This window comes from Nonlabens sp. Hel1_33_55, from assembly GCF_900101765.1.
Classification (GTDB): Bacteria; Bacteroidota; Bacteroidia; order Flavobacteriales; family Flavobacteriaceae; genus Nonlabens.
Window position 1 is genome coordinate 1,076,782 of record NZ_LT627735.1, and the last position, 23,329, is coordinate 1,100,110.

The 23,329-nt window shown below is 39.0% G+C and carries 8 protein-coding genes; 6 read left to right on the forward strand and 2 right to left on the reverse strand.

Annotated features, from left to right (window positions below):
* Positions 1-18 precede the first annotated feature (18 nt).
* Positions 19-5,619: a T9SS type A sorting domain-containing protein gene (locus BLO34_RS04720; protein ID WP_090753045.1), complete on the reverse strand. Its 5,601-nt coding sequence runs from the start codon at positions 5,617-5,619 to the stop codon at positions 19-21.
* A gap of 344 nt (positions 5,620-5,963) precedes the next feature.
* On the opposite strand from BLO34_RS04720, the gene BLO34_RS04725 reads away from it, so the two are divergent.
* From BLO34_RS04725 to BLO34_RS04735, 3 genes are all read left to right on the forward strand, one after another.
* Positions 5,964-7,742, forward strand: a complete 1,779-nt coding sequence (locus BLO34_RS04725; protein WP_090753046.1) for an AMP-dependent synthetase/ligase — start codon at positions 5,964-5,966, stop codon at positions 7,740-7,742.
* A gap of 236 nt (positions 7,743-7,978) precedes the next feature.
* On the forward strand, positions 7,979-9,343 hold the full coding sequence (locus tag BLO34_RS04730; RefSeq protein WP_090753048.1) for an exonuclease domain-containing protein: 1,365 nt from the start codon (positions 7,979-7,981) through the stop codon (positions 9,341-9,343).
* A gap of 89 nt (positions 9,344-9,432) precedes the next feature.
* Positions 9,433-10,161: an SAM-dependent methyltransferase gene (locus BLO34_RS04735; RefSeq protein WP_090753049.1), complete on the forward strand. Its 729-nt coding sequence runs from the start codon at positions 9,433-9,435 to the stop codon at positions 10,159-10,161.
* Here the strand turns inward: BLO34_RS04735 and BLO34_RS04740 are convergent, their stop codons facing one another.
* Positions 10,162-13,827, reverse strand: a complete 3,666-nt coding sequence (locus tag BLO34_RS04740; RefSeq protein WP_090753051.1) for a metallophosphoesterase — start codon at positions 13,825-13,827, stop codon at positions 10,162-10,164. It lies immediately after the preceding gene.
* Positions 13,828-14,171: 344 nt separating this feature from the next.
* On the opposite strand from BLO34_RS04740, the gene BLO34_RS04745 reads away from it, so the two are divergent.
* The 3 genes from BLO34_RS04745 (at position 14,172) to BLO34_RS04755 (ending at position 23,307) form a co-directional block, all read left to right on the forward strand.
* Positions 14,172-17,057 (forward strand): M16 family metallopeptidase, encoded by a 2,886-nt coding sequence (locus tag BLO34_RS04745; protein ID WP_090753052.1) that lies wholly within the window; start codon positions 14,172-14,174, stop codon positions 17,055-17,057.
* A gap of 1,011 nt (positions 17,058-18,068) precedes the next feature.
* A complete protein-coding gene (gene dnaK, locus BLO34_RS04750; protein WP_090753054.1) occupies positions 18,069-19,973 on the forward strand; it encodes a molecular chaperone DnaK in 1,905 nt (634 codons plus the stop codon).
* A 370-nt stretch (positions 19,974-20,343) separates the two neighbouring features.
* On the forward strand, positions 20,344-23,307 hold the full coding sequence (locus tag BLO34_RS04755) for a hypothetical protein (RefSeq protein WP_090753056.1): 2,964 nt from the start codon (positions 20,344-20,346) through the stop codon (positions 23,305-23,307).
* Positions 23,308-23,329: the final 22 nt, after the last annotated feature.

Consider the following 23,329-nt stretch of genomic DNA (forward strand, 5'->3'; position numbering starts at 1 on the left):
GATTAAAACTAATTAGGCTTATTCAATAATTAACTTTAAGCTTTGTTGTTGATCAGATACTGATATCTGAACAATATAGATACCTGTAGACAAATTATTCATTTGTAGTCTATTCACTCCATTTTGAAGTGTTGACCCACCTACAACTTTACCGGTCATATCCATAACTCTATAGGTTGCAGTTGAAGTAATCTGTGCTGGCAATTCAATATTGAACTGTCCATTACTACTAGGGTTAGGATACATACGAACTGATGCAAGTGCTTCTGAAACGTCATCATTTGAAAGCGTTACTTGTGCTTCATAAGAACCTATGTCACGTGCCGCTCCAAATACTTCAAATCCACGTTGATCTGTCAGATTATTACCAGGTTCACCTTGATCTTGCGCTCTTGTTCCATTTTCCAATGCGTGTGTAAATGTATTACCACCATTGTCCTGTAATGGACCTAAAGAAGCAAATTCAGGACTTGCAACCGTACCAACGATATCATTTGCCATTGTAGTAAATGAATTAGTATCATCTATCTCGATTAAGTTATAATCGTTTGAAGTAATTCCCTGTACATTCAGATTACTGCTAGCTTGGTTTTCACCAACTAAAGTGTTTCTGATTGAAAAGGCTCCAGAAGCAGAGGCTAATCCACCACCGTTCCCAGCCGCAGTGTTTTGTGCAATAGTAACAATATCAAAGTCAACACTAGTACCGGCATTATAAACGCCAGCACCATCTAAATCTGCTGAGTTACTAGAAATCGTAGATGTTTCTACGATTAACGTTCCAATCTGGTTAGATATACCACCACCATTAGATGCACTTGTATTGTTGGAAATTGTAGTATCATATACTTCAGTATCTCCACCATTATTGAATATTGCTCCACCACCATTATCAACAGCAGTACCATTAGTACTATTACTGTCTAAGGTAGAATTTGAAACGATCAAAGTAGAGTTTGTTTGATTCCATAAAGCTCCACCTTCAGATGCTGCTGCATTGTTATTGAAAGTACTATTATCGATGGTCACAGTTGCACCTTCAGTTTCTGAAGCACTAATATGGAGAGCTCCTCCATTTCCTGGTGCAGCAGTACCCGCATTTCCATTCACATCATTTCCAGATATATCAGAAGTATTAATATCTAATGTACCTAAAATAATCTCGATCGCTCCACCAGCTCTGTTTGCAGAATTGCCTGTGATTTCAGAGTCTGTAATTGTGACGGCACCATCAGTACTTAACAATGCACCACCTGATCCCGAAGCACCTGTGGCAAGGTTTCCAGTCACTGTAACGTTAGTTGCGTTGAACGTTCCTCCATTATTGAAGAGTCCACCACCACCATTGTCTGCATCGCCACCTGTAGCTGTATTGTTAGATACAATAACATCATTTAGGGACATTGTTCCTATATTGTTCCAAAATGCTCCACCTTCTGCAGCGGCCATATTAGAATCAGCAGTTCCTCCAATGATATCCATCAATCCTGGTCCAGTTATATGGATTGCTCCACCGTTTCCTGGTCCACCATTTGCAACGAAATCACCACTATTTAATCCAGCCGTGTTTCCTGTAAAGTTCACGTTTGTAATTGTTGATGTAGTAGCTCCTAATGACCAGTCCTCGATCCCACCACCGGCACGACTTGCACTGTTATTGGAAATAGTAACTGGACTTGCGTCTGTACCGTTGATTGTCAAGGTAGTTCCAGTTGCCATTAAGATTCCACCACCGGAGCCTTGTACTCCAGTTGCAACGTTACCGTCGATAATTGTTCCTTCATTGATAACAACACTACCAGTCATGCTATCTTCAGAGAAGATTGCTCCACCACCAACAATTTCTGGAGGTGTTCCTGCAACGAAGTCACCCTGAGCGTCATTTCCTGATAAGGTAGTTCCGTTAATGGTAAGTAATCCACCATTGTTCCAAAGTCCACCACCTTCTTTGGCAGCAATGTTATTATTCACGGTACCACCAGTAATTGTTACAGGTGCTGCTCCACTTACGTGAAGACCACCACCATTACCAGGCGCTCCTGCTCCTGTTACGGCTCCTGTAAAGTTTCCATCAAGGTTTGTGTTTGTAAGCTCTACTGAACTATCACCATTGGTTTCTATTCCACCACCAGCTCTGTTTGATTCATTTCCTGAAATCTCAGAATCAGTTGCAGTAAATGTACCAGCAGCATTCAATACTCCACCACCAGTTGATTGTGCACCATCTGCGATATTGTTTGAAATAACTGCATTATTTGTAAGATTTACTGTACCACCTTCATTGTAGATTCCTCCACCACCGGAAGCTCCAGTTACATCAGGATCGTTACCACTGGCTGTATTTCCATCGATAGTAGTTCCATCTACTGTCATTATCCCAGCACCATTCCATAATCCACCACCTTCATTAGCAGCATCATTTGTATTTACTGTTCCTCCAGTGATATCAACAGATCCAGCACCGCTTACGTGAAGAGCACCTCCATTACCTGGTGCACCCATTCCTGTAATCACTCCTGTGCTGTTGTTATCTAAGGTTACATTAGTTAAAGTAACACTTGAAGCTCCATTTGTTTCAATACCACCACCAGCTCTGTTAGACTCATTTCCTGAAATCTCAGAATCAGTTGCAGTAAATGTCCCAGCTGCATTCAATACTCCACCACCAGTTGACTGTGCACCATCTGCAATATTGTTTGAAACAACTGTTCCAGCAATTAGGTCAACAGTACCACCTTCATTGAAGATACCACCACCACCAGCTGCACCAGCTACATCAGCGTCGTTACCACTAGCGGTATTTCCGTCGATTGTAGTACCACTAATAGTCATAGTTCCTGTACCGTTCCAGAATCCACCACCTTCATTTGCAGCTAAGTTACCAGTTGCTGAGCCACCTGTAATGTTATTACTACCAGGTCCAGTTACGTGAATCGCTCCACCGTTTCCAGGACCGCCATTTGCAACAAAATTATCAGCATCAAGTCCTGCAGTATTACCAGAGAACACAACGTTTGTTAGATTATTTGTGTTTGCATCCAGTGACCAGTCTTCTAAACCACCACCAGCACGACTTGCGCTGTTGTTGGAAATAGTTACCGGATTACCTTCTGTACCATTGATAGTCAAGGTAGTTCCAGTTGCCATTAAGATTCCACCACCAGAGCCTTGTACTCCTGTTGCAAAGTTGCTGTCAATAGTTGTTCCTTCATTGATGATGACAATACCTGCACCATCTTCTGCGAAGATTGCCCCACCACCAACAATTTCTGGAGGTGTTCCAGCAACGAAGTCGCCTCTAGCATCATTTCCAGTCAATTCAGTTCCATTAACGGTAAGTGTTCCTTGATTGTTCCAAAGTCCACCACCTTCTTTTGCAGCAATATTATTGTTCACCGTACCACCAGTAATTGTTACAGGTGCTGCTCCACTAACGTGAAGTCCACCACCATTACCTGGCGCTCCAGGACCGGTTGTTACACCTGTGAAGTTTCCGTCTAGGTTTGTGTTGGTAAGTTCTACTGAACTATCGCCATTGGTTTCTATTCCACCACCAGCTCTGTTTGATTCATTTCCTGAAATCTCAGAATCAGTTGCAGTAAATGTACCAGCAGCATTCAAAACACCACCGCCAGTAGATTGTGCTCCTGTCGCTTGATTGTTAGATACCACTGCATTATTTGTAAGATTCACTGTACCACCTTCATTGTAGATTCCTCCACCACCTGTATCACCAGGATTAGTTGCTCCAGCTGCACTTGTACCTGCCGCAATATTTGCATTAATTGTTGTTCCAGAAACAGTCATTGTTCCTGCTCCATTCCATAATCCACCACCTTCATTTGCAGCATCATTTGTATTAACCGTTCCTCCAGTAATATCAACAGATCCAGCACCGCTTACGTGAAGAGCTCCTCCATTACCTGGTGCACCCATTCCTGTTACCACGCCTGTGCTGTTATTTTCTAAAGTTACATTAGTTAAAGTAACACTTGAAGTACCATTGGTTTCTATTCCACCACCAGCTCTGTTTGATTCATTTCCTGAAATCTCAGAATCAGTTGCAGTAAATGTCCCAGCTGCATTCAATACTCCACCACCAGTTGACTGTGCACCATCTGCAATATTGTTTGAAACAACTGTTCCAGCAATTAGGTCAACAGTACCACCTTCATTGAAGATACCACCACCACCAGCTGCACCAGCTACATCAGCGTCGTTACCACTAGCGGTATTTCCGTCGATTGTAGTACCACTAATAGTCATAGTTCCTGTACCGTTCCAGAATCCACCACCTTCATTGGCAGCTAAATTACCAGTAGCTGAGCCACCTGTAATGTTATTACTACCAGGTCCAGTTACGTGAATCGCTCCACCGTTTCCAGGACCGCCGTTTGCAACGAAATTATCAGCATCAAGTCCTGCAGTATTACCAGAGAACACAACGTTTGTTAGATTATTTGTATTAGCATCCAATGACCAGTCTTCTAGACCACCACCTGCACGACTTGCGCTGTTGTTGGAAATAGTTACCGGATTACCTTCTGTACCATTGATAGTCAAGGTAGTTCCAGTAGCCATTAATATACCACCACCAGAGCCTTGTACTCCTGTTGCAAAGTTTCTTCTAATGATTGTTCCCTCATTAATTACTACTTCTCCAGTCGGACTATCTTCAGAAAAAATAGCTCCACCACCAACAATTTGTGGAGGTGATCCTGCTACGAAATCACCTGAGGCGACATTATCTTCCAACAAAGAACTATTAATGGTGAGTGTTCCAGCGTTATTCCAGAGTCCACCACCTTCTTTTCCAGCTACGTTTTCTCTGATCGTTGCTCCTGTAAACGTATAAGAACTTGATCCTGATACATGCAGCGCACCACCGTTTCCAGGATTTGCTCCAGCATCGTTTCTTGCAAAAGTTGAGTTAGTAACAATTATCGGCGTACCAGCGCTTGCATTGTCCTCAATAGCACCACCAGCTCTTTGAGAAGTATTAACTCTAAAGATGGAATTGTCAATAGTCATTGATCCTCCATTTGAATTTAGAATAGCACCACCACTACCTGAAGTTCCTGTAGCATCGTTGCGAGTGAATAAACAATTTGTTAGGTTTACGATTGCTCCATCATTGAAGATAGCACCACCACCTTGAACTGCATTGGCTCCTGTTGCTTCATTATTTCGTAGTTCACTATCTTGAATATTCACGACAGTAGAACCACCACTAGCAAGTATAGCGCCACCACTTTGTTCTGAACCATCTCTCAATATGAGAGAGTTCAAATTGACGACAGCGACAATGGTAGCATCAATGTCAAAAATACGACTGCTTGAACCAGCAGATATCGTAGTAAGTTGACCACCATTGTTTCCATCAATCGTTATGGAAGCAAATGTATTGATGGGAATCGCTCCCATGGTAACATCAATTTGTTGTCCTTGTATAGAAGGATCAAAGGTTACTGTTCCGCCAGCGGCGGTTTCAGCAATTTCAACACGCAAGGTTCCATCTGTACCATCGTCTACAATTTTAGTTACAACTTGCGCATGAGCGCAAATAGCACCTAGAAAAAAGAACGAGAAGACGAAACTCAGAAGAGTAAAGTTTTTCATAGTGTTTTTTTAAATTATTTATTATTAAAGTATTAAAGTATGTGATTGATTTCATTTGTAGGTACAAATGATCAGAAATTGGTAAAATATTAAGGTTTTTAACACAATTCATCGGGCTACGAAAAAACTGTGATCTTGGTTTTTAAAGAATATTCTTACAATATTTATAACTGTCTGTTATTCAATTGAATGCAATAATTACATTTGATGATTAATTGTCAAAAATCGATGAACGTAGCTTTTTTCGCTTTCGCGAAAGCGAAACTCTTATCAATTGTTTAGTTGACAATATTCCGTTTGGAAAATGAAGATCTTTCCTTACTTTGCAGTATTAATTATCAGATATGCAAATCAAAAGACTTTTTGACTTTCCTTATTATCAGCTGGAAAAATTTCCAAGAGAAGATGCTCTCGTTACTAAAAAGAATGGTTCATGGGAAAAAACCTCGACACAATCCTTTGTAGATCAAGCTAGAGCTGTGTCTCGCGGTTTGATGAAGATGGGCGTGAAAAAAGATGATAAGATTGCGCTTATATCCACCGTAAACCGTACTGAATGGAATATAATGGATATAGGTATTATGCAAACAGGTGCTCAAGATGTACCTATCTATCCTACTATATCAGAAGAGGAATATGCCTTTGTCCTGAATCATAGTGAATCAAAAATGGTTTTCGTTTCTGATAAAGAAGTATACGAAAAAGTAATGGCCATCAAGGATCAGGTACCATCACTTACTGAGGTGTATAGTTTTGATGATATCTCAGGTTGTAAAAGCTGGGAAGAGGTTAAGGTCGCTGGCGAGAATCTTGAAAACGATAAGGATCTAGATGCGATGATGGCGTCCATTCATGAAGATGATTTAGCCACATTGATTTATACGTCTGGAACCACTGGTAAACCTAAAGGTGTGATGCTATCGCACAAAAACATAGGCAGCAATGCCATCAACTCAGAAACTAGATTACCCATTGAACTTGGTAGATCTAAGGCTTTGAGTTTTTTACCTGTCTGTCACATTTATGAACGTATGTTGCAATACCTATACATCTATACAGGTAGTGGTATTTATTTTGCAGAATCACTAGAAACAATCTCTGAAAACCTAAAAGAAGTGCAACCTGAAGTGATGAGCGCTGTACCGCGATTATTGGAGAAAGTTTATGACAAGATAATTGCTAAAGGGACCGACCTTGATGGTGTCAAAAAGAAGTTATTCTATTGGGCCGTAGAGTTGGGTCTTGAATGGGAACCTTATGGTCAGAACGGCTGGTGGTATGAAACCAAACTTAAACTTGCCAGAAAATTGATATTTTCAAAATGGCAGGAAGCCTTAGGAGGAAACCTTAGAGCTATAGCAAGTGGTAGCGCTGCATTACAGCCACGACTTGCGAGAGTTTTTAATGCTGCAGGCGTTCCTGTAATGGAAGGATATGGGCTAACGGAGACCAGTCCAGTAATTTCAGTAAATGATATACGTAACAAAGGATTCAAGATAGGAACTGTTGGTAAAATGCTTCCAGATACTGATGTACAAATAGCATCTGATGGTGAGATTATCATCAACGGCCCACAACGAATGCTGGGATACTACAAGGACCAAGAGAAAACTGATGAAGCGATTGATAAGGATGGCTATTTCCATACGGGTGACATCGGTGAAATTGATGCTGAAGGATTCTTGAAAATTACCGATCGTAAGAAAGAAATGTTCAAAACATCCGGTGGTAAATATGTAGCTCCACAGCTGCTAGAAAACACCATGAAACAAAGCCGATTTGTAGATCAAATCATGGTTGTAGGTGAAGGCGAGAAAATGCCTGCAGCATTGATCCAACCTAATTTTGAATTTTTGGAGGATTGGGCAAAACGCAAAGGAATTAACTTTAAAGATCACAAGGATTTAATTTCCAATGAACAAGTGATTGAGCGTTTCCAAAAGGAAGTGGATGAACACAATGAAAAATTTGGGAAGTGGGAACGTGTAAAGCGATTTGAGTTAACTCCTGATGTATGGAGCATTGAAGCTGGTCACCTCACTCCTACCATGAAAATGAAGCGTCGTAACATTAAAGAAGCTTACCAAGATCTCTATGATAAAATCTATCATGAAAAGATCTAGATAGTTTAAAGTTTTAGAATTTAAAGAGTCAATCAAGGTTGACTCTTTTTTTGTTTGAGAGTTTTGGCTTTCTGCAAAATTCTAGAAGTATCCTTAAAACAACTCCTTTGAGAAATTACTTAAAGTACATATCGTCTGGAGATAGTATGAACGCGACTTATCCTGATAAAATCAAATATTATCTTACATTTGAAAGCGTTCATTACTTGAAGATAAACGCATTAAAAACTTAGTATTTGTACGCGATAGTAGATGTAGAAACCACTGGTGGTAAATTCAATGAAGAAGGAATTACTGAGGTTGCAATTTATAGATTTGACGGTCATGAGATCGTTGATCAATTTGCTAGCTTAATCAACCCTGAAAAGGAGATTCAGCCCTTTGTAGTGAAACTTACGGGCATCAATAATAAAATGTTAGTTCGTGCTCCTAAATTTTATGAAGTTGCCAAACGCATCATAGAAATTATGGATGGTGCCATCCTCGTGGCTCATAATGCAAATTTTGATCATCGCATGTTACGATTGGAGTTTGAAAGATTGGGTTATGAGTTTGACATGCAAACACTTTGTACCGTAGAGCTTGCCCAAAAGCTAATGCCAGAGCAAGAAACCTACAGTCTAGGTAAACTTGTGCGCAATCTGGGGATTCCCATAACTGATAGACACCGTGCTACCGGTGATGCTCTAGCAACAGTAAAACTTTTTAAGTTATTACTGAATAAAGACAGCTCTAAAAGCATTTTGCAGCAAAGTCTTAAGTCGTTTCCTAAAACTGTTGTCGCAAATAATCTCAAGACACTTCTTGAAAAGGTGCCGGCGTCCACAGGACTTTATTATTTATATGACGATCAAGATCAATTGATCTACATAGGTCGCAGCCGTAATATGAAGAAAAGTCTGACTCAGCATTTTACCACTGACCGCAGGCGATCTGTGGAGATGAGCAAGCAGGTAGAAAACGTAAGGTTTGAAAAAACAGGTAATGATCTACTAGCGCTACTCAAGGAACATCTTGAGATGAGAAAGCACAAGCCAAAATTCAACAAGAAATCCAATAAACCTAGATACAGTCACGGGATTTTTAAGGGAAGTGATGATAACGGCTACCTCACCTACCACATTGCATCGACGAGAAAAAACGGTGATTATTTGACTAGCTTTAGCAATGGTAAAGCAGCCAGATCTTTCATGGAAAAAATGCAGGAAGAATATCAACTATGTGGTATCCTTACAGGACTTGAGAAAGCCTCTGATGGGCCATGCTCCAGATATGAAACAGGTCATTGCCATGGAGCCTGCATTAACAAAGAGCCTGTAGAGCAGTACAACGAACGAGCGATTGAAATCTACAATCAGCATAACTTCAAAATCGATAGACGCATTCTTGTCGACCGCGGCCGGGAACATACAGAGCGCAGTGTCATTCTCATCGAGGACGGTATCGTCAAAGGCTACGGTTTTGTAGATCTCCAAATTCAGTTTACAGATCCTAAAATTCTTAAAAATATTATTACAGAAATTCCAGAAGACCGCAATACCAGACACATTGTTCAAAGCTATTTGAGGCAACGCAAAGTGTATCGTGTGATTGATCTTTAGAAGTGATTTCGCTTTCGCGAAAGCGAGATAACAATAATTTCCATTTACTATCCATAAAACTTATAAATAAAATAAAATAAAACCAACCCATGTCACAACCCTACGGCACTCTCTATCTCATACCAGTCACATTGGGCGATGTGGATCCGTTAGAGGTGATGCCTATTTCTATAAAACGCATTGTCGAATTGGTGGATGATTATATTGTAGAGAATGAAAAAACCGCGAGAAGATCCATTAAAAGTTTGCTACCAGAGAAGGAACAATCTATTCTCGAGTTTTCACTTATCAATAAATTCACTGAGCCATCTGAAGTTCCTTCATTCTTACAGCCTTGCCTGGAAGGCAAACCTATGGGATTAATGAGTGAGGCCGGCGTTCCAGGCGTTGCAGATCCAGGAGCTGAAGTCGTCGCCATAGCGCACCAAAAAGGCATCAAGGTAGTCCCATTAGTTGGTCCTAGTTCCATTCTCATGGCGGTTATGGCAAGTGGTCTCAATGGACAAAACTTTGCTTTCAATGGCTATTTACCTATCGATAACAAAGATCGCAAGCGTAGAATTCTAGAGCTGGAACAACGATCCAAGAATGAACAACAGGCTCAACTATTTATTGAAACTCCTTACCGCAACAACAAAATGCTTGAGGTATTATGCAACAGTTTAAATTCAGACACCTTGCTTTGTGTGGCCTGTGACATCACACTTCCAACCGAGTTCATTCGAACCCAATCCATTTCCCATTGGAAACATAATAAGGAAGATTTTCACAAACGTCCCGCGATCTTTATGATTCAACAACAGGATTTTTCGTTCTAATTATTTAGAGAGGTAAATCCCAAAAGCTAATCTGCCGCCTTCTTCACCTGTGAAATAGGATATATTACCTTTTATCAATCCAGGAAACGCCAGTTCCAATCCACCACCATAACTGGTGTGAAATGTACTAACCGTATCCCTGGAAACCCATACTCTTCCCGTATCTACTCCTATATAAGGAATCAAGCGTAACGGTAACAATCGGGTTTTGATAGGTGCGGCATCGTAGCGCAAATCTGCACTTGCATTCAGCGCATAATTGCCATTAAAACGCTCCTGTCTAAAACTGCGTAAACCGTTTGAACCACCTAAACGTGCCGCTTGATAGAATAACGGCTCATCGCCCATGCGCAGTTGCCCAGCGATATTAGATTTGAAAATCAACCTGCGATTATCATCAATCGCGTTCCAAAAGGTTAATGATGGGTCAATACCTATAAAGTTATCTCCATTGGCAAGATTATCCGTGAATGAGAAATCACTGGTGAGCCACATACCTCTTGTTGTAAATCTATTATCGTCGATGCTTTTAAATTCATAATTGAAGAAAGCCTTGAAGTAATCATCGCGTTCATTTTCAACATTTGTAAATAAAGGTATGTTTGGTTCTACCTCAATGCCCTCATACATGGTACCTACAGTAAAATTGCTACCGTAATCACCAATTTTGTAAATGGAGCCACCTATGGATTGACGCTGCATAAAAATGCGATTGTCATCAAAGTCAGTATTTTCATCAAAATTTGAGTCGTTCCCATAGCCAAAGAAGTTTTCTGTATAGTTATTTGTTGTAATAGATGCATCAAGTTGAAGATTCCATTGTCCCAACACGTTTGCTCTAGCCCAATAAGCATCAAAAACAGCGGCTTGGGTCAATGATCTATAGTCAACGTTAAGCCCATATTTAACGGTATATGGATTGCGCTCAAAACCAACGTTGGATTTCTCAATACCCAATTGCGGTCGGATACCATCGTCTGGGTTGTATTCCATTTTTAAGCTGAATGTACTTTTCTGCTCAGGGAATTTTCTGTGATCATAGTGGTTGATTTCATAATCATCTCTTAAGGTATTACGGGACTTTCCAGCTTTGCTCAAATCATTTTCTTCGCTTTTGTAATCAAATATGGAGATTCCCTTTCCGTTTTCTACTTCATAGATATCCTTGCCTTTACCGCCAATTAAGACGATTGGAATCTTACTATCACCATCACCAGTCACTATAAATTCATCATCATCGTCAAGACCATAAATCCAGATTTCTTGAGTTACATCATCTACAAATGACCGCTCAAAAAGAACATCCTCAGATTCTCCATCTTTGATACGAAAAGCACTAATAAACGTTTCTCCATCTTCCCTACGAATTGTGAATCGGTCGTCTTTGTCCGTTTCTTTCAATGTTTGAAATTCTAGAAAATGCTCAAAATAGCGTTGCACGATGTCGTTGAGATTACGCTTTCGCGAAAGCAAATCCTCTTGTGTCTGCAACCACTGCTCATCCTTAACCTCTTCAGGCATCTCATTGAATGCTTTTTCTACAACCTCTGGAGTAATATTCTCTTGAATGTATCGTACTTGCTTTTCCCAATCGACTATGGAAGTTCGCTGTAATACAGCACGATCTAAACGAATGGCACTCTGGCTAAACTGTTTGATGTATTCAATATCTGGCCCGTAATTACCAAACTGCTTGGTGCTACCTATGGCGGTATTCATAAATTCCAATAGATCACCATCAAATCGTGCAAACACCTGATCTCTATCTCGCGGTATAGCCTCAAAGGTGCTGTGGTCATCATCAATTTTGATTTCTGCCCAGCGCCATTGATCCTCATGCCGGTCCCAATCGCCTAATAACATATCAAAGATTCGGGCACGTATGTACAGCTCTTCATCGACAGTGTACTGTTCATCTTCTCTAATCTTCTCAAATAGATCATCAGTACTTTCCACGTCTTCATTGTAACCGAACATGTGTGCGTTGTCAAAACTATCATCTGGCTTCTCAACAATCATATAAAGTCGATCGCCATGCGTGCTATTGAAATCTCCCAAAACTGGCTGTTTGGGAACGTAAAATAATTTAGGATGTGTGTGGCTCAGTTTTATCGCACCAGCCAGTCGTGGTACTGCAAAAGCACCGTATGGATGCGCCGCCGTATAAAAGTCCCGAATCAATTCTTGTGGCAGCGTTTCTGCAAAATATTTATCGGCATCTAGCTTGTCATATCCGGCGCTCTTTAAAAATTGTAGGGCGTCTTTTTCTAGCGCTCTCATATTAAACTCGCGATCCAGACTATCGACTAATCGCAATCCTTGTGTTTGATTACCACCACCAGCACGTTCCACTTTTAAACCACCATAAAGGGTATCCAGCATTACGGTAGGCGCTTCCACATCAATACCGTAAAGTCTGCGATAATGTTTTCCATAAAACTCTTCGTGGTCTTCATCAACGTCTGTTTCTTCTTTAGGGTAAACACTTGCCATTACTGTTTTGGAAGTATTTACAGGTATAGCAGAAATATCATAGGGTTGTTTCGTATCAAATAATTGATTGGCATAGACTTGTTCTAAATCGCCAGTATCATTCATAACATGGAAAAAGACTTGAGAGCTCTGATCCTTAAAAATTCGTAATTCAGAAAAGCCGATTTTCCCTGCACTAAATTTTCCTTTTTTACCTAAAGAAGCCACATTGGTAGCCGTCACAGCTCCAGAAACGATCTGTTTAATATTATCCTGATCAATGAATTGCAAACTTTCCTCATGCGCAGAAACGATGACCAGCCTTTCAATGCCACTGCCTATGGTTTCTATTTCTTCCATTAATTCATTCATCAATGGATTGTAGCGATCTTGCGGATATAGACCTGATTGAGATCGAACAAAACTGTATAGAAAACCTAGTCCAGGAATGTACGCGTTCTCCTGTTTAGGTGTAGATAGCATACGCAAACCTAGTGTGCCTCCATGAACACCATTAGTGTACAAAGGATGATGCATGGCTAGAATAACTGTCTTGTGTCTGGCCTTACGCATGGCATCTGCTAGAACCTTAATAAATTTCTCTCTGGTTTTGATCTCGCACTCATCGTTGAATTTTGGACTATCATTCCAGTCCTCAATCCACCACTGACTATCTACTACAATGAGGTGCATGTTGTCAGAGATGTCAATTTCTTCAATAGGACACGCATTTTCTGGTTGATAGGCATCATCGTTGTCAAGCATCTTCTCAGTAAATTCCTCAATGTTTTTTAGCCCATCAATCCCTTCATCATTCCAGTCTTCATCTCCAGGTATCACGACAACATTTAAATCTAATTCTGCGAGTTGTTCCAGCTGAGATTCCAGCTGCTCTTTATCTGCACTATCCTCATCATCTTCTTTTAGTGATTCCGCATCAACATTATCACCTAAAACCAGAACAAAATCTTCAGATCTTGAATTTGACTTAATATGATCCACCATTTTAGCAAAGGAATCTTTATCCTGCGGGTCATTGACGCCTATATTTCCAAGCAAATAAAAACTGCGATAGTCTTCATCATTAGGCAGCACATTGATTTCTCCTGAAGTCTGAATAGCTCTTTTAGCACAAGAATTAACTAGAACTGCTAAAGCCAGTACCAAAAAGAATTTTATGGAATGTTTGATCATGAATATAGAATTGCGGCAAATATAGAATTATCAACCACAGACCACTTCCAATTAACAAATTTGCGCAACCTATTAACGTTCCATCATCATTTAAACGAATTCCGTAAGGTCTATTGAATGACGGATAGCAAAAAAGCTACGTATCGTTCTATAATTAAGCTTAAAATGCAAAATGCTTGAGTTGAGTTCGCTTTCGCGAAAGCGTGCTAGTCAAAAACCATTTATATAATCATTTGAATGACCGACTTGGTAAATTTTAAAATGAATAAATTGAGGACATTAAACTTTTTAACTAAAATCTTAGTCATTAAATTCGTAAACTAATTCTTACTAAATAAAACAGAATGAAACTAAACAACATTTATTATGTGTTTGCGGCGTCCTTGATTCTCGCCTGTTCTCCTAAAATGGTAGATCAGAAACAGAAGGATGCAAGTCAAAACATGACTCAAGAAGACCAGATGGAGAAAACCATGGAACAGCCTATGGCTGGCATGGATCAAAAAATCCCCATGGATCCTACTGTACGCATGGGCGTCCTAGATAACGGACTTACTTACTACGTTCAAAAGAATGCGAAACCTGAAGATAAGGTAGAGCTAAGACTTGCGGTAAATGCAGGTTCTGTTCTTGAAGATGACGACCAGCGTGGACTTGCTCACTTTATGGAGCACATGAACTTTAATGGTACAACCAATTTCCAGAAAAACGAATTGGTAGATTACCTTCAAGGTATAGGTGTGAAATTTGGTGCAGACTTAAATGCTTACACCAGTTTTGATGAAACCGTTTACATCTTGCCTATTCCTAGTGATGATCCTGAAAAACTGGAGCAAGGCTTTACCATTCTTGAAGATTGGGCAAGCGGCGCATTGCTGGAAACTGATGCCATCAACGATGAGCGTGGTGTGGTTCTGGAAGAGTCCAGAAACGGTAAAGGTGCTAATGATCGTATGAACAAGGTGACTATTCCTGTTCGATTTTACGGTTCTAAATATGCAGAGCGTCTACCGATTGGTAAAGATGAAATTCTACAGAATTTCGATCCTGAGGTTTTAAAGAGATTCTACAATGATTGGTATCGTCCAGATTTGATGGCCGTTGTTGCTGTTGGAGATCTTGACCCAGCTATTTTAGAGCAAAAGATCAAAGATCATTTTGCCGGAATCCCAGCTGCAGAAAACCCAAGAGAACGTCCGACATTTGACTTACCTAACCACGAGGAAACTAAAATTGCAGTAGCACAGGATGATGAGGCAACGTTTGCTTCCATCAATGTTAGCTACAAGGATACTTTTGAAACGCAGCCTACCACAACCGTTGGTGACTACCGTGAAGACCTTGTGAATGGTTTATTTTCTTTCATGATCAACAACCGTTTACAGGAATTGACCCAGAAGCCTAATCCGCCATTTATTTTTGCAAATAGTAGTTATGGTGGTACAGTTGATAAAACTAAAAATGCCTACTCCTCTTTTGCTGGATCTGCTCCAGATGGACAGTTGGGAGCTCTAAAAGCAGTTTTAGAAGAGAACCAACGAGTGAAATTGTACGGTTTTGGAGAAGCAGAACTTGAGCGTGCAAAAGCTGCGTACAAGTCCTCTTTTGAATCCTTCTATGCGAACCGCGATAAGCAGGAAAGCGGTCGTCTTGTTGGACAATACGTGAATAACTATTTGAATGGTGGCGTTGTTCCTAGCCCAGAATGGAGGTATGAAAAAACAATGGAGTTACTACCTGGTATCGCTGTAGAAGAAGTAAATGAAAAAATCACGAAGTACATCCACGATGATAACAGAACGATCGTATTTACAGGTCCAACGACGGAAAATAAACCTACTGAAGATGAAATTTTAAAGGTTATCAATGATGTCGCTTCCGCGGAAGTTGCTCCTTATGAAGATGCAGTAGTTCGTGAGAATCTTATAGAAGAATTACCAGCGCCTGGTAGCATTACAGAAACAACTACCAATGATAGATTAGACACTAAAACTTTTACTCTAAGCAATGGTGCCACAGTAACGATCAAGCCAACCGATTTCAAAAATGATGAGATCCTAATGTCTGCCTACAGTTATGGTGGATCTAGTCTTTATTCTGATGAAGACTATCTAGCTACCGTATTTGCAAACGGTGGTTTGACAGAAGCTGGTATTGCTGGAATGTCACAAATCGACATGGATAAATTCATGACTGGTAAATTGGTCAGAGTAAGTCCATCTATAGGTAGCACTACTGAAAATTTGAGTGGCTCTTCTACTCCGCAAGATTTAGAAACCATGTTCCAATTGGTCCACTTGTACTTTACATCGCTTAATAAGGATGAAGAGGCTTTTGCTAGTTTTATCTCTAAGCAAAAATCATTTGTAGGTAGAATGATGTCAAATCCGCAGACTTACTTTAGTAATGAGGTGAATGAAATGCGTTTTAAGGACAATCCAAGATATTCAGGCTTCCCAGATGAGGCGGCTTATGATGCTGCAGATTACAATAAAGCTTATGAATTGTATAAAGAACGTTTCTCTAATGCTGGCGACTTCAACTTCTTTTTAGTAGGAAATGTTGATGAAGCTGTGATCATGGATCTATCCAAAAAGTATCTTGCTAACCTACCTTCTACTGGTGAGAAAGAAATGTATAGAACTTTTGACTGGAAAGAAACTCAGGGAACTAGAAACATTACCGTTAACAAAGGAACAGAGCAAAAGAGTCTAGTTCAAATGCGTTGGGATTATGATATTCCTACTTACAGCGCCAAAGAAGAATTGGCCGTTGATGCGTTAGGAGAAGCTCTTACTATTAGAATCATCGAAGTATTGCGTGAGCAAGAAGGTGGCATCTATGGTGGTGGCGCTCGTGGTAGCATGAGTAAAATTCCAGAGCCTGGATTCAACTTTAGTGTTTCGTTCCCATGTGGTCCAGACAATGTTGAAAAACTGGTTGCTGCAACACAAAAGGAAATAGCTAACTTGAAAGAAAATGGCCCAAGTGAGAAAAACCTCAATAAGGTGAAAGAAGGTTATTTATTAGAACGTAAGGAAGACATGAAGTCCAACAGGTTCTGGTTGAATAACTTGGTGAACGCAAGTCGTGAGCAAAGAGATCCTAACAACATGATGAACTTTGAAGCAGAAGTTGAAAAAATGACCGCACAAGATGTTCAGGCAGTTGCCCAGAAATATTTGAATGAGGATTATATTCTTGCGATCCTTATGCCTGAAGCTGAATAAGCACTTCGGAATAATTTTATAATACTTTAGAGAGCCCATCATTTATTTGATGGGCTCTTTTTTGTTTTGAATTTGTGGTTTCTATTTAACGCATGGAGTTGATCCATTTTCTACTTGCTTTTGAACTTGAACTTTTTCTTGATCGTCTACTTCGGCAAGCTCAGCACAGCGGCTCGAAACGGGTTTGACAATCATTTAAACAAGAACCTTTTCTCGACTGCCGCTAGAAACAGGTTTCAGAATCAATTGTACAAGGATCTTTTCTCGGCTGTCAACTTCGGCAGGCTCAGTACAGCGGCTTGAAACAGGTTTATGGGATTTTGAATAGGAACCTTTTTTTGACTGTCAACTTCGGCGGGCTCCGTGTGGTTGGTTTGAAACAGGTTCTACAATCTTTTGAACAAGAACCTTTTCTAGACTGCCGCTCGAAACAGGTTTACGGGATTTTGAATAGGAACCTTTTCTTGACTGTCTACTTGGGCAGGCTCGGTATGGCGGCTCGAAACTGGTTATATTGGCATTTCAACGAGGTTCATTTTTGACTTTACCACGTATTAAGCTTACTTATTTTCTAATCTTGATGAACTTGTTACCATGTAAACTTGCAAAATGAATAAGTCAAGGTTGAGATGATCTTGTTAGTTGTGAGGCTTGAAAGAATTATGCTTTCGCGAAAGCGATATCGTTAAAATCATTCTAGCACTAACCTTTTCTCGACACTTCGACAAGCTCAGTGCAGCGCTGCCGCTCGAAACAGGCTTATATGCATTTCAACTGTAAACCTTTTCCCGACTGCCTAATTCGACAAGCTCAGTACAGCGGCTCGGTACAGGTTTTATATTTTTTTTGAAAAACACGCCTGCGTTTTATGACAGGAATATCGAAATCAGATAGAGTTTTCTGACAATAATAGTCCAATTCTGACAGCTTGTCATTTGATTTCTGGTGGCACAAACATTGACTTTAAGTGAGTGTTCAAGAATTAAAAATTACAAACTAAAACATATAATAATGAGTAAGATAATTGGAATTGACTTAGGTACAACAAACAGCTGTGTGTCCGTAATGGAAGGTAGCGAGCCGGTTGTAATACCTAATGCAGAAGGGAAACGCACTACTCCATCTGTCATCGCCTTTGTGGAAGGTGGCGAGATCAAGGTAGGTGACCCTGCAAAAAGACAAGCGGTGACGAACCCGACAAAAACCGTGGCGTCTATCAAGAGATTTATGGGTAATAAATTCAGCGAAGTATCTAACGAGGCTGATCGTGTTCCTTATAGTGTAGTAAAAGGTGACAACAACACACCACGTGTAGATATCGATGGTCGTTTGTACACACCACAGGAATTAAGTGCCATGATTCTTCAGAAAATGAAGAAAACAGCTGAAGATTACTTAGGACAAGAAGTAACTGGAGCGGTAATTACGGTACCTGCCTACTTTAACGATTCACAACGTCAAGCGACTAAGGAAGCTGGTGAGATCGCAGGTTTGAAGGTAGAACGTATCATCAATGAGCCTACGGCAGCAGCGCTGGCTTATGGTATGGATAAAAAAGATACTGACCAGAAGATCGTAGTATTTGACTTTGGTGGTGGAACGCATGACGTTTCTATCCTTGAGTTGGGTGACGGTGTATTTGAGGTTTTGGCTACTGACGGTGATACACACTTAGGTGGTGATGACGTGGATGAAAAGATCATCGACTGGTTGGCTGATGAGTTTCAGTCTGCTGAAGATATCGACCTTCGTAAAGACCCAATGGCTTTGCAACGTTTGAAGGAAGCAGCTGAAAAAGCAAAAATTGAGCTTTCATCCAGTGCACAAACCGAGATCAACTTACCTTATGTAACGGCAACCGCTAGCGGACCTAAGCACTTGGTAAAAACATTGACCAAATCTAAATTTGATCAATTGATTTCTGACCTAGTAAAAAGAACGATCGAGCCATGTGAGAAAGCATTGAAAGCTGCTGGATTGTCTAAGAGCGATATTGATGAGATCATCCTTGTTGGTGGATCTACTCGTATCCCAGCGGTACAAGAAGCAGTAGAAGCATTCTTCGGTAAGAAGCCTTCTAAAGGTGTAAATCCTGATGAAGTTGTTGCAGTAGGTGCAGCGATTCAGGGTGGTGTATTGACTGGAGATGTGAAAGATGTATTGTTACTGGATGTGACTCCGCTTTCTTTAGGTATCGAGACTATGGGTAACGTGATGACAAAATTGATTGAGTCTAACACAACGATCCCAACTAAAAAGTCACAGGTATTCTCTACCGCAGCTGATAACCAGCCTAGTGTTGAGATTCACGTACTTCAAGGAGAACGCGCCATGGCACCAGATAACAAGACGATTGGTAGATTCCACTTGTCTGATATCCCACCAGCACGTCGTGGAACGCCACAGATCGAGGTAACTTTTGATATAGATGCTAACGGTATCATCAAAGTAAGTGCTGAAGATAAAGCGACTGGTAAGAAGCAAGACATTCGTATCGAGGCATCTTCTGGACTAAGCGAGGAAGAAATCGAAAGAATGAAGCAAGATGCAGCTGCTAATGCAGATGCAGATAAGAAAGCTAAAGAAACGGCTGATAAACTGAACAGTGCAGATCAAATGATCTTCCAGACAGAGCAGCAGTTAGAAGAATTTGGCGATAAGCTTCCGGAAGATAAAAAAGCTCCTATTACAGAAGCGCTGACAGAATTGAAAGCAGCTTATGAAACTAAGGAGATTGAGAAAATCGATCCAGCACTAGAAAAACTGAACACCGTATGGACAGCTGCTAGTGAAGAGATGTACAAAGCACAAGCAGATGCTCAAGGTGGACAACCTGGACCAGATGCAGGCGCTGGAGCTTCTAACGACGCTGATACTAGTGATGTAGAAGATGTAGATTTTGAAGAAGTAAAGTAAGCAGGACGTTAGTTCTGCACTAGCAAAACTTTACGTATCGCTTATCCCAAACAAGCAATAGCGTAGATTTGGGATCTCTATAAAGTAGAAAAGACTCTGATTGATTTCAGGGTCTTTTTTGTTTGTAGGGTTTTCGCTTTCGCGAAAGCTTAAAAAGCGACCAGCATAACGGCAAATTCATTTCATTGAAGAAAACAGAAAGATAGAGTCGTTTGCAAATGCTTAATGACTAAACATGCTGATAACCTCCCAAAAAGAGGTATTGTACTATGAACGAACGACTATTGGCTAAGCTTAGAAAACACAAAGGTTGTAAGCGATAATTATGTAACTTGTTTCTATATATTAGTTACCTGCAAGCACAAAACAAATGAAAAACGAAATAATTAAACTAATCCAAAACTGGAAAGAAGAAGCATCTAAAGACATTGAGATTGATGCCGTATATTTATTCGGCAGCTCGATATATATGGATGGTAGAATGTTTAAACCAAGTAAAAGTGATTTAGATTTAATTGTCCTGATTCCTGAAAGTATCCAAGACGCTATCGAAAGAAGAAATTGGATAGAAGAAATTAAAATTCACAAAGAGAAACTGGAAAAGGATGCTTTGTTTTTGCTGAAAAAAGAAGATACCAATGAACAAATTGTAAGTATTGTTCCAATAACAAAAACAGAATTAGATTATAATATTCATAAAGGTGAAACAAGAAACTTTTTTGAAATAAATGAATTTCTAGATATTGACACTCAGGATATATTCAAAGGTTCAGAACAATTCACATTCAAAGTCTGTGAAAGTGAATTTATTATTCAAGTGCTTAAAAGTATTCAAAAAGCTAGAAACAGTTATCTCACTAATTCAGCGATGGTAGATTATCAAGAATTGGAATGGGAAGGTGAAGATATTATTCCAAAAACACTAGCTAGAGAAGCTGCAAAAACAGCTTCATTTTTTGAAAAAAGCTATAAACCTGGAGATGAATTAAATACATCTTTTGGTTGTGACTTTATTAAGCAAAATCTCAAATTGAATAGAAATATTGAAGAGTATCTAGATTTATACACTTGGATTGACGACAGAAATGGTGGAAGAAGTAATTCTAAAGAAAAAAACACACTAAGTCAGAAAAGTCATCTACTATTATTTGAATTACTCTACGATTTAACAATCCAAGCTATGCAACTACCAATGAAAACAAATGAATCTATAGATATAAAATTAACTGACGAATTTCAACTGTTTTTAGAAGATACTGAGATGTTATCAAAGGCACACTCAAGCAAAAAACCAGTACTTTTGAGTGATATTTACGTATCTCCACTACTAAAAGAATTTGATGACTCAAAGGATGAATTAGATGACATCAGTTTTAGTGAGATGATTGAAACTCTAAATGACAATACAAAAATTCTAATTGCAGGTGAAGGTCAATCTGGGAAAACTACATTGTGCAAACGTCTGTTCTCAAAATTATTCAATCAAGGTTTAGTGCCTATTTATCTTTCAGATGGTAAAAACAATTATCTCGGATCTATAGATTCAAAAATTGAGAACTCATTTAATGAACAGTATAGTATAATAGATACTAAACTATCCGAAATTGATAAGCATAAACTTGTTTTGATATTAGACGATTTTCATTTGGCTAAGCATAAAGAGAAAATTGTTGATCAACTCACCAACTTTGAAAAACAGATATTAATAGTTGATGACATTTTTAGTTTCAATTTTAAAAATGAAACATTGATGAACCAATATCAACGATATAAAATCAATGAATTTAGCCCTTCTCAACGAAATGAATTAATAAAAAATTGGGTTTTGATTTCTGAAGACAATTGGACAACTGACAACGAATTATATCAGGAAATAGATAACAAAACTGAACTTGTTGATTCCGCTTTAGGAAAAATTATCGGCAAAGGAATAATGCCTTCTTATCCTTTTTTCATTTTATCATTTATTAGTAATTATGATACTCTAAATAAGCCATTAGACCAAAATATTACATCACAAGGATACATTTATCAATCTTTATTATACATCTATCTCAGAAAGGAAGGTATCAAAAATGATGACTTTGACACCTATTTTAATTTCCTCACAGAATTAGCTTTTTTCTATTTTGAAAAAGAAAAAACGGTAATTAATAAAATAGAATTTGAAAGTTATCTAGAGGAATATAAGTCTAATTTTAATCTCACTATCGGAATTGAGGAACTAATTAGGAATCTAAGAAATACTAATATCCTTCATTTAGATGGTTTAGGTCATTACTCATTCAAATATCCATATTTATATTACTTCTTTGCTGCCAAGTATTTTGCAGACAATGCAAGTGAACAATCAAAAAACATTGATAAAATTCTTGGCAACTTACATATTGATGAATTTGCTTATATCGCAATATTTATTTCGCATCATGATAAAAACACTACTGTTCTAGATGATGTTATTTTGAACGCAATGACGTTATTTGAAAAGTATTCTCCAGCCACACTTAGCGCTGATGAATTGAAGTTTTTTGATGAGCGAATAGACGAAGTAGTTCAAGCAGTACTGCCACAAGCAACCGAGTCAGCTGAGAATCACAGAAATCAGGAATTAAAAAGGAAAGACGAAATTGAAAAATCTCATTCAACAAATCAAAAGGATGAAATTGACAGCGAATTAGAAGATGATGAATTAGCAATAGAATTACGTAGAAGTATCAAGACTGTGGAAGTAATGGGTAGGATTATAAAAAATCGTGCAGGCTCACTTAAAAAAGAACAACTAGAATCTATTTTCAAAGAAGGGATGAATGTACATCTCAGAGTTTTGACCTCATTTATAGAATTAATAAAAAACAAAGATTCTCAGAATTTTGTTGAAGAATTCATAGCTAAAAAACTAAAGCAAATAATTGATGAAACAGAGACAGCAGAAGAAAAAAAGAAGTTACTAGCGAATGAAGATAAACTAAAGAAAATAGCAAAGAATATATTCTGGAATGTAAATTTTAGTATTATTTATGGTTTTAATAGTAAAATCATTCATTCTTTAGGTTCTAATAAACTAACAAATGTAGTTGAGAATGTTTGTGCCTTGCAAGATACTCCTGCCACTTTTATTATTAAACATGGGATTCTAATGTGGTATAATAAAAGTTTACAAATTGATGAAATTTACGATAAAATTGAATCTGATGGGTTTTCTAAAACGGCTAAGCGTATTATGGAACATAAAATTGTGAATCATTGTCAAACGCATAGCATGGGTTTCAAGGAGCATCAAAAAATTGAACAAAGATCAAGAATTCCTAAACGCGTTTTATTAAAAAGAAAATAGCCAGCAGGTAACACTGTATATG

Excerpts from the sequence above, each read along its gene's own strand:
- BLO34_RS04720 (WP_090753045.1), bottom strand. The coding sequence starts at position 5,619 with ATGAAAAACTTTACTCTTCTGAGTTTCGTCTTCTCGTTCTTTTTTCTA.
- BLO34_RS04725 (WP_090753046.1), top strand. The coding sequence starts at position 5,964 with ATGCAAATCAAAAGACTTTTTGACTTTCCTTATTATCAGCTGGAAAAA.
- BLO34_RS04735 (WP_090753049.1), top strand. The coding sequence starts at position 9,433 with ATGTCACAACCCTACGGCACTCTCTATCTCATACCAGTCACATTGGGC.
- BLO34_RS04740 (WP_090753051.1), bottom strand. The coding sequence starts at position 13,827 with ATGATCAAACATTCCATAAAATTCTTTTTGGTACTGGCTTTAGCAGTT.
- BLO34_RS04745 (WP_090753052.1), top strand. The coding sequence starts at position 14,172 with ATGAAACTAAACAACATTTATTATGTGTTTGCGGCGTCCTTGATTCTC.
- dnaK (WP_090753054.1), top strand. The coding sequence starts at position 18,069 with ATGAGTAAGATAATTGGAATTGACTTAGGTACAACAAACAGCTGTGTG.
- BLO34_RS04755 (WP_090753056.1), top strand. The coding sequence starts at position 20,344 with ATGAAAAACGAAATAATTAAACTAATCCAAAACTGGAAAGAAGAAGCA.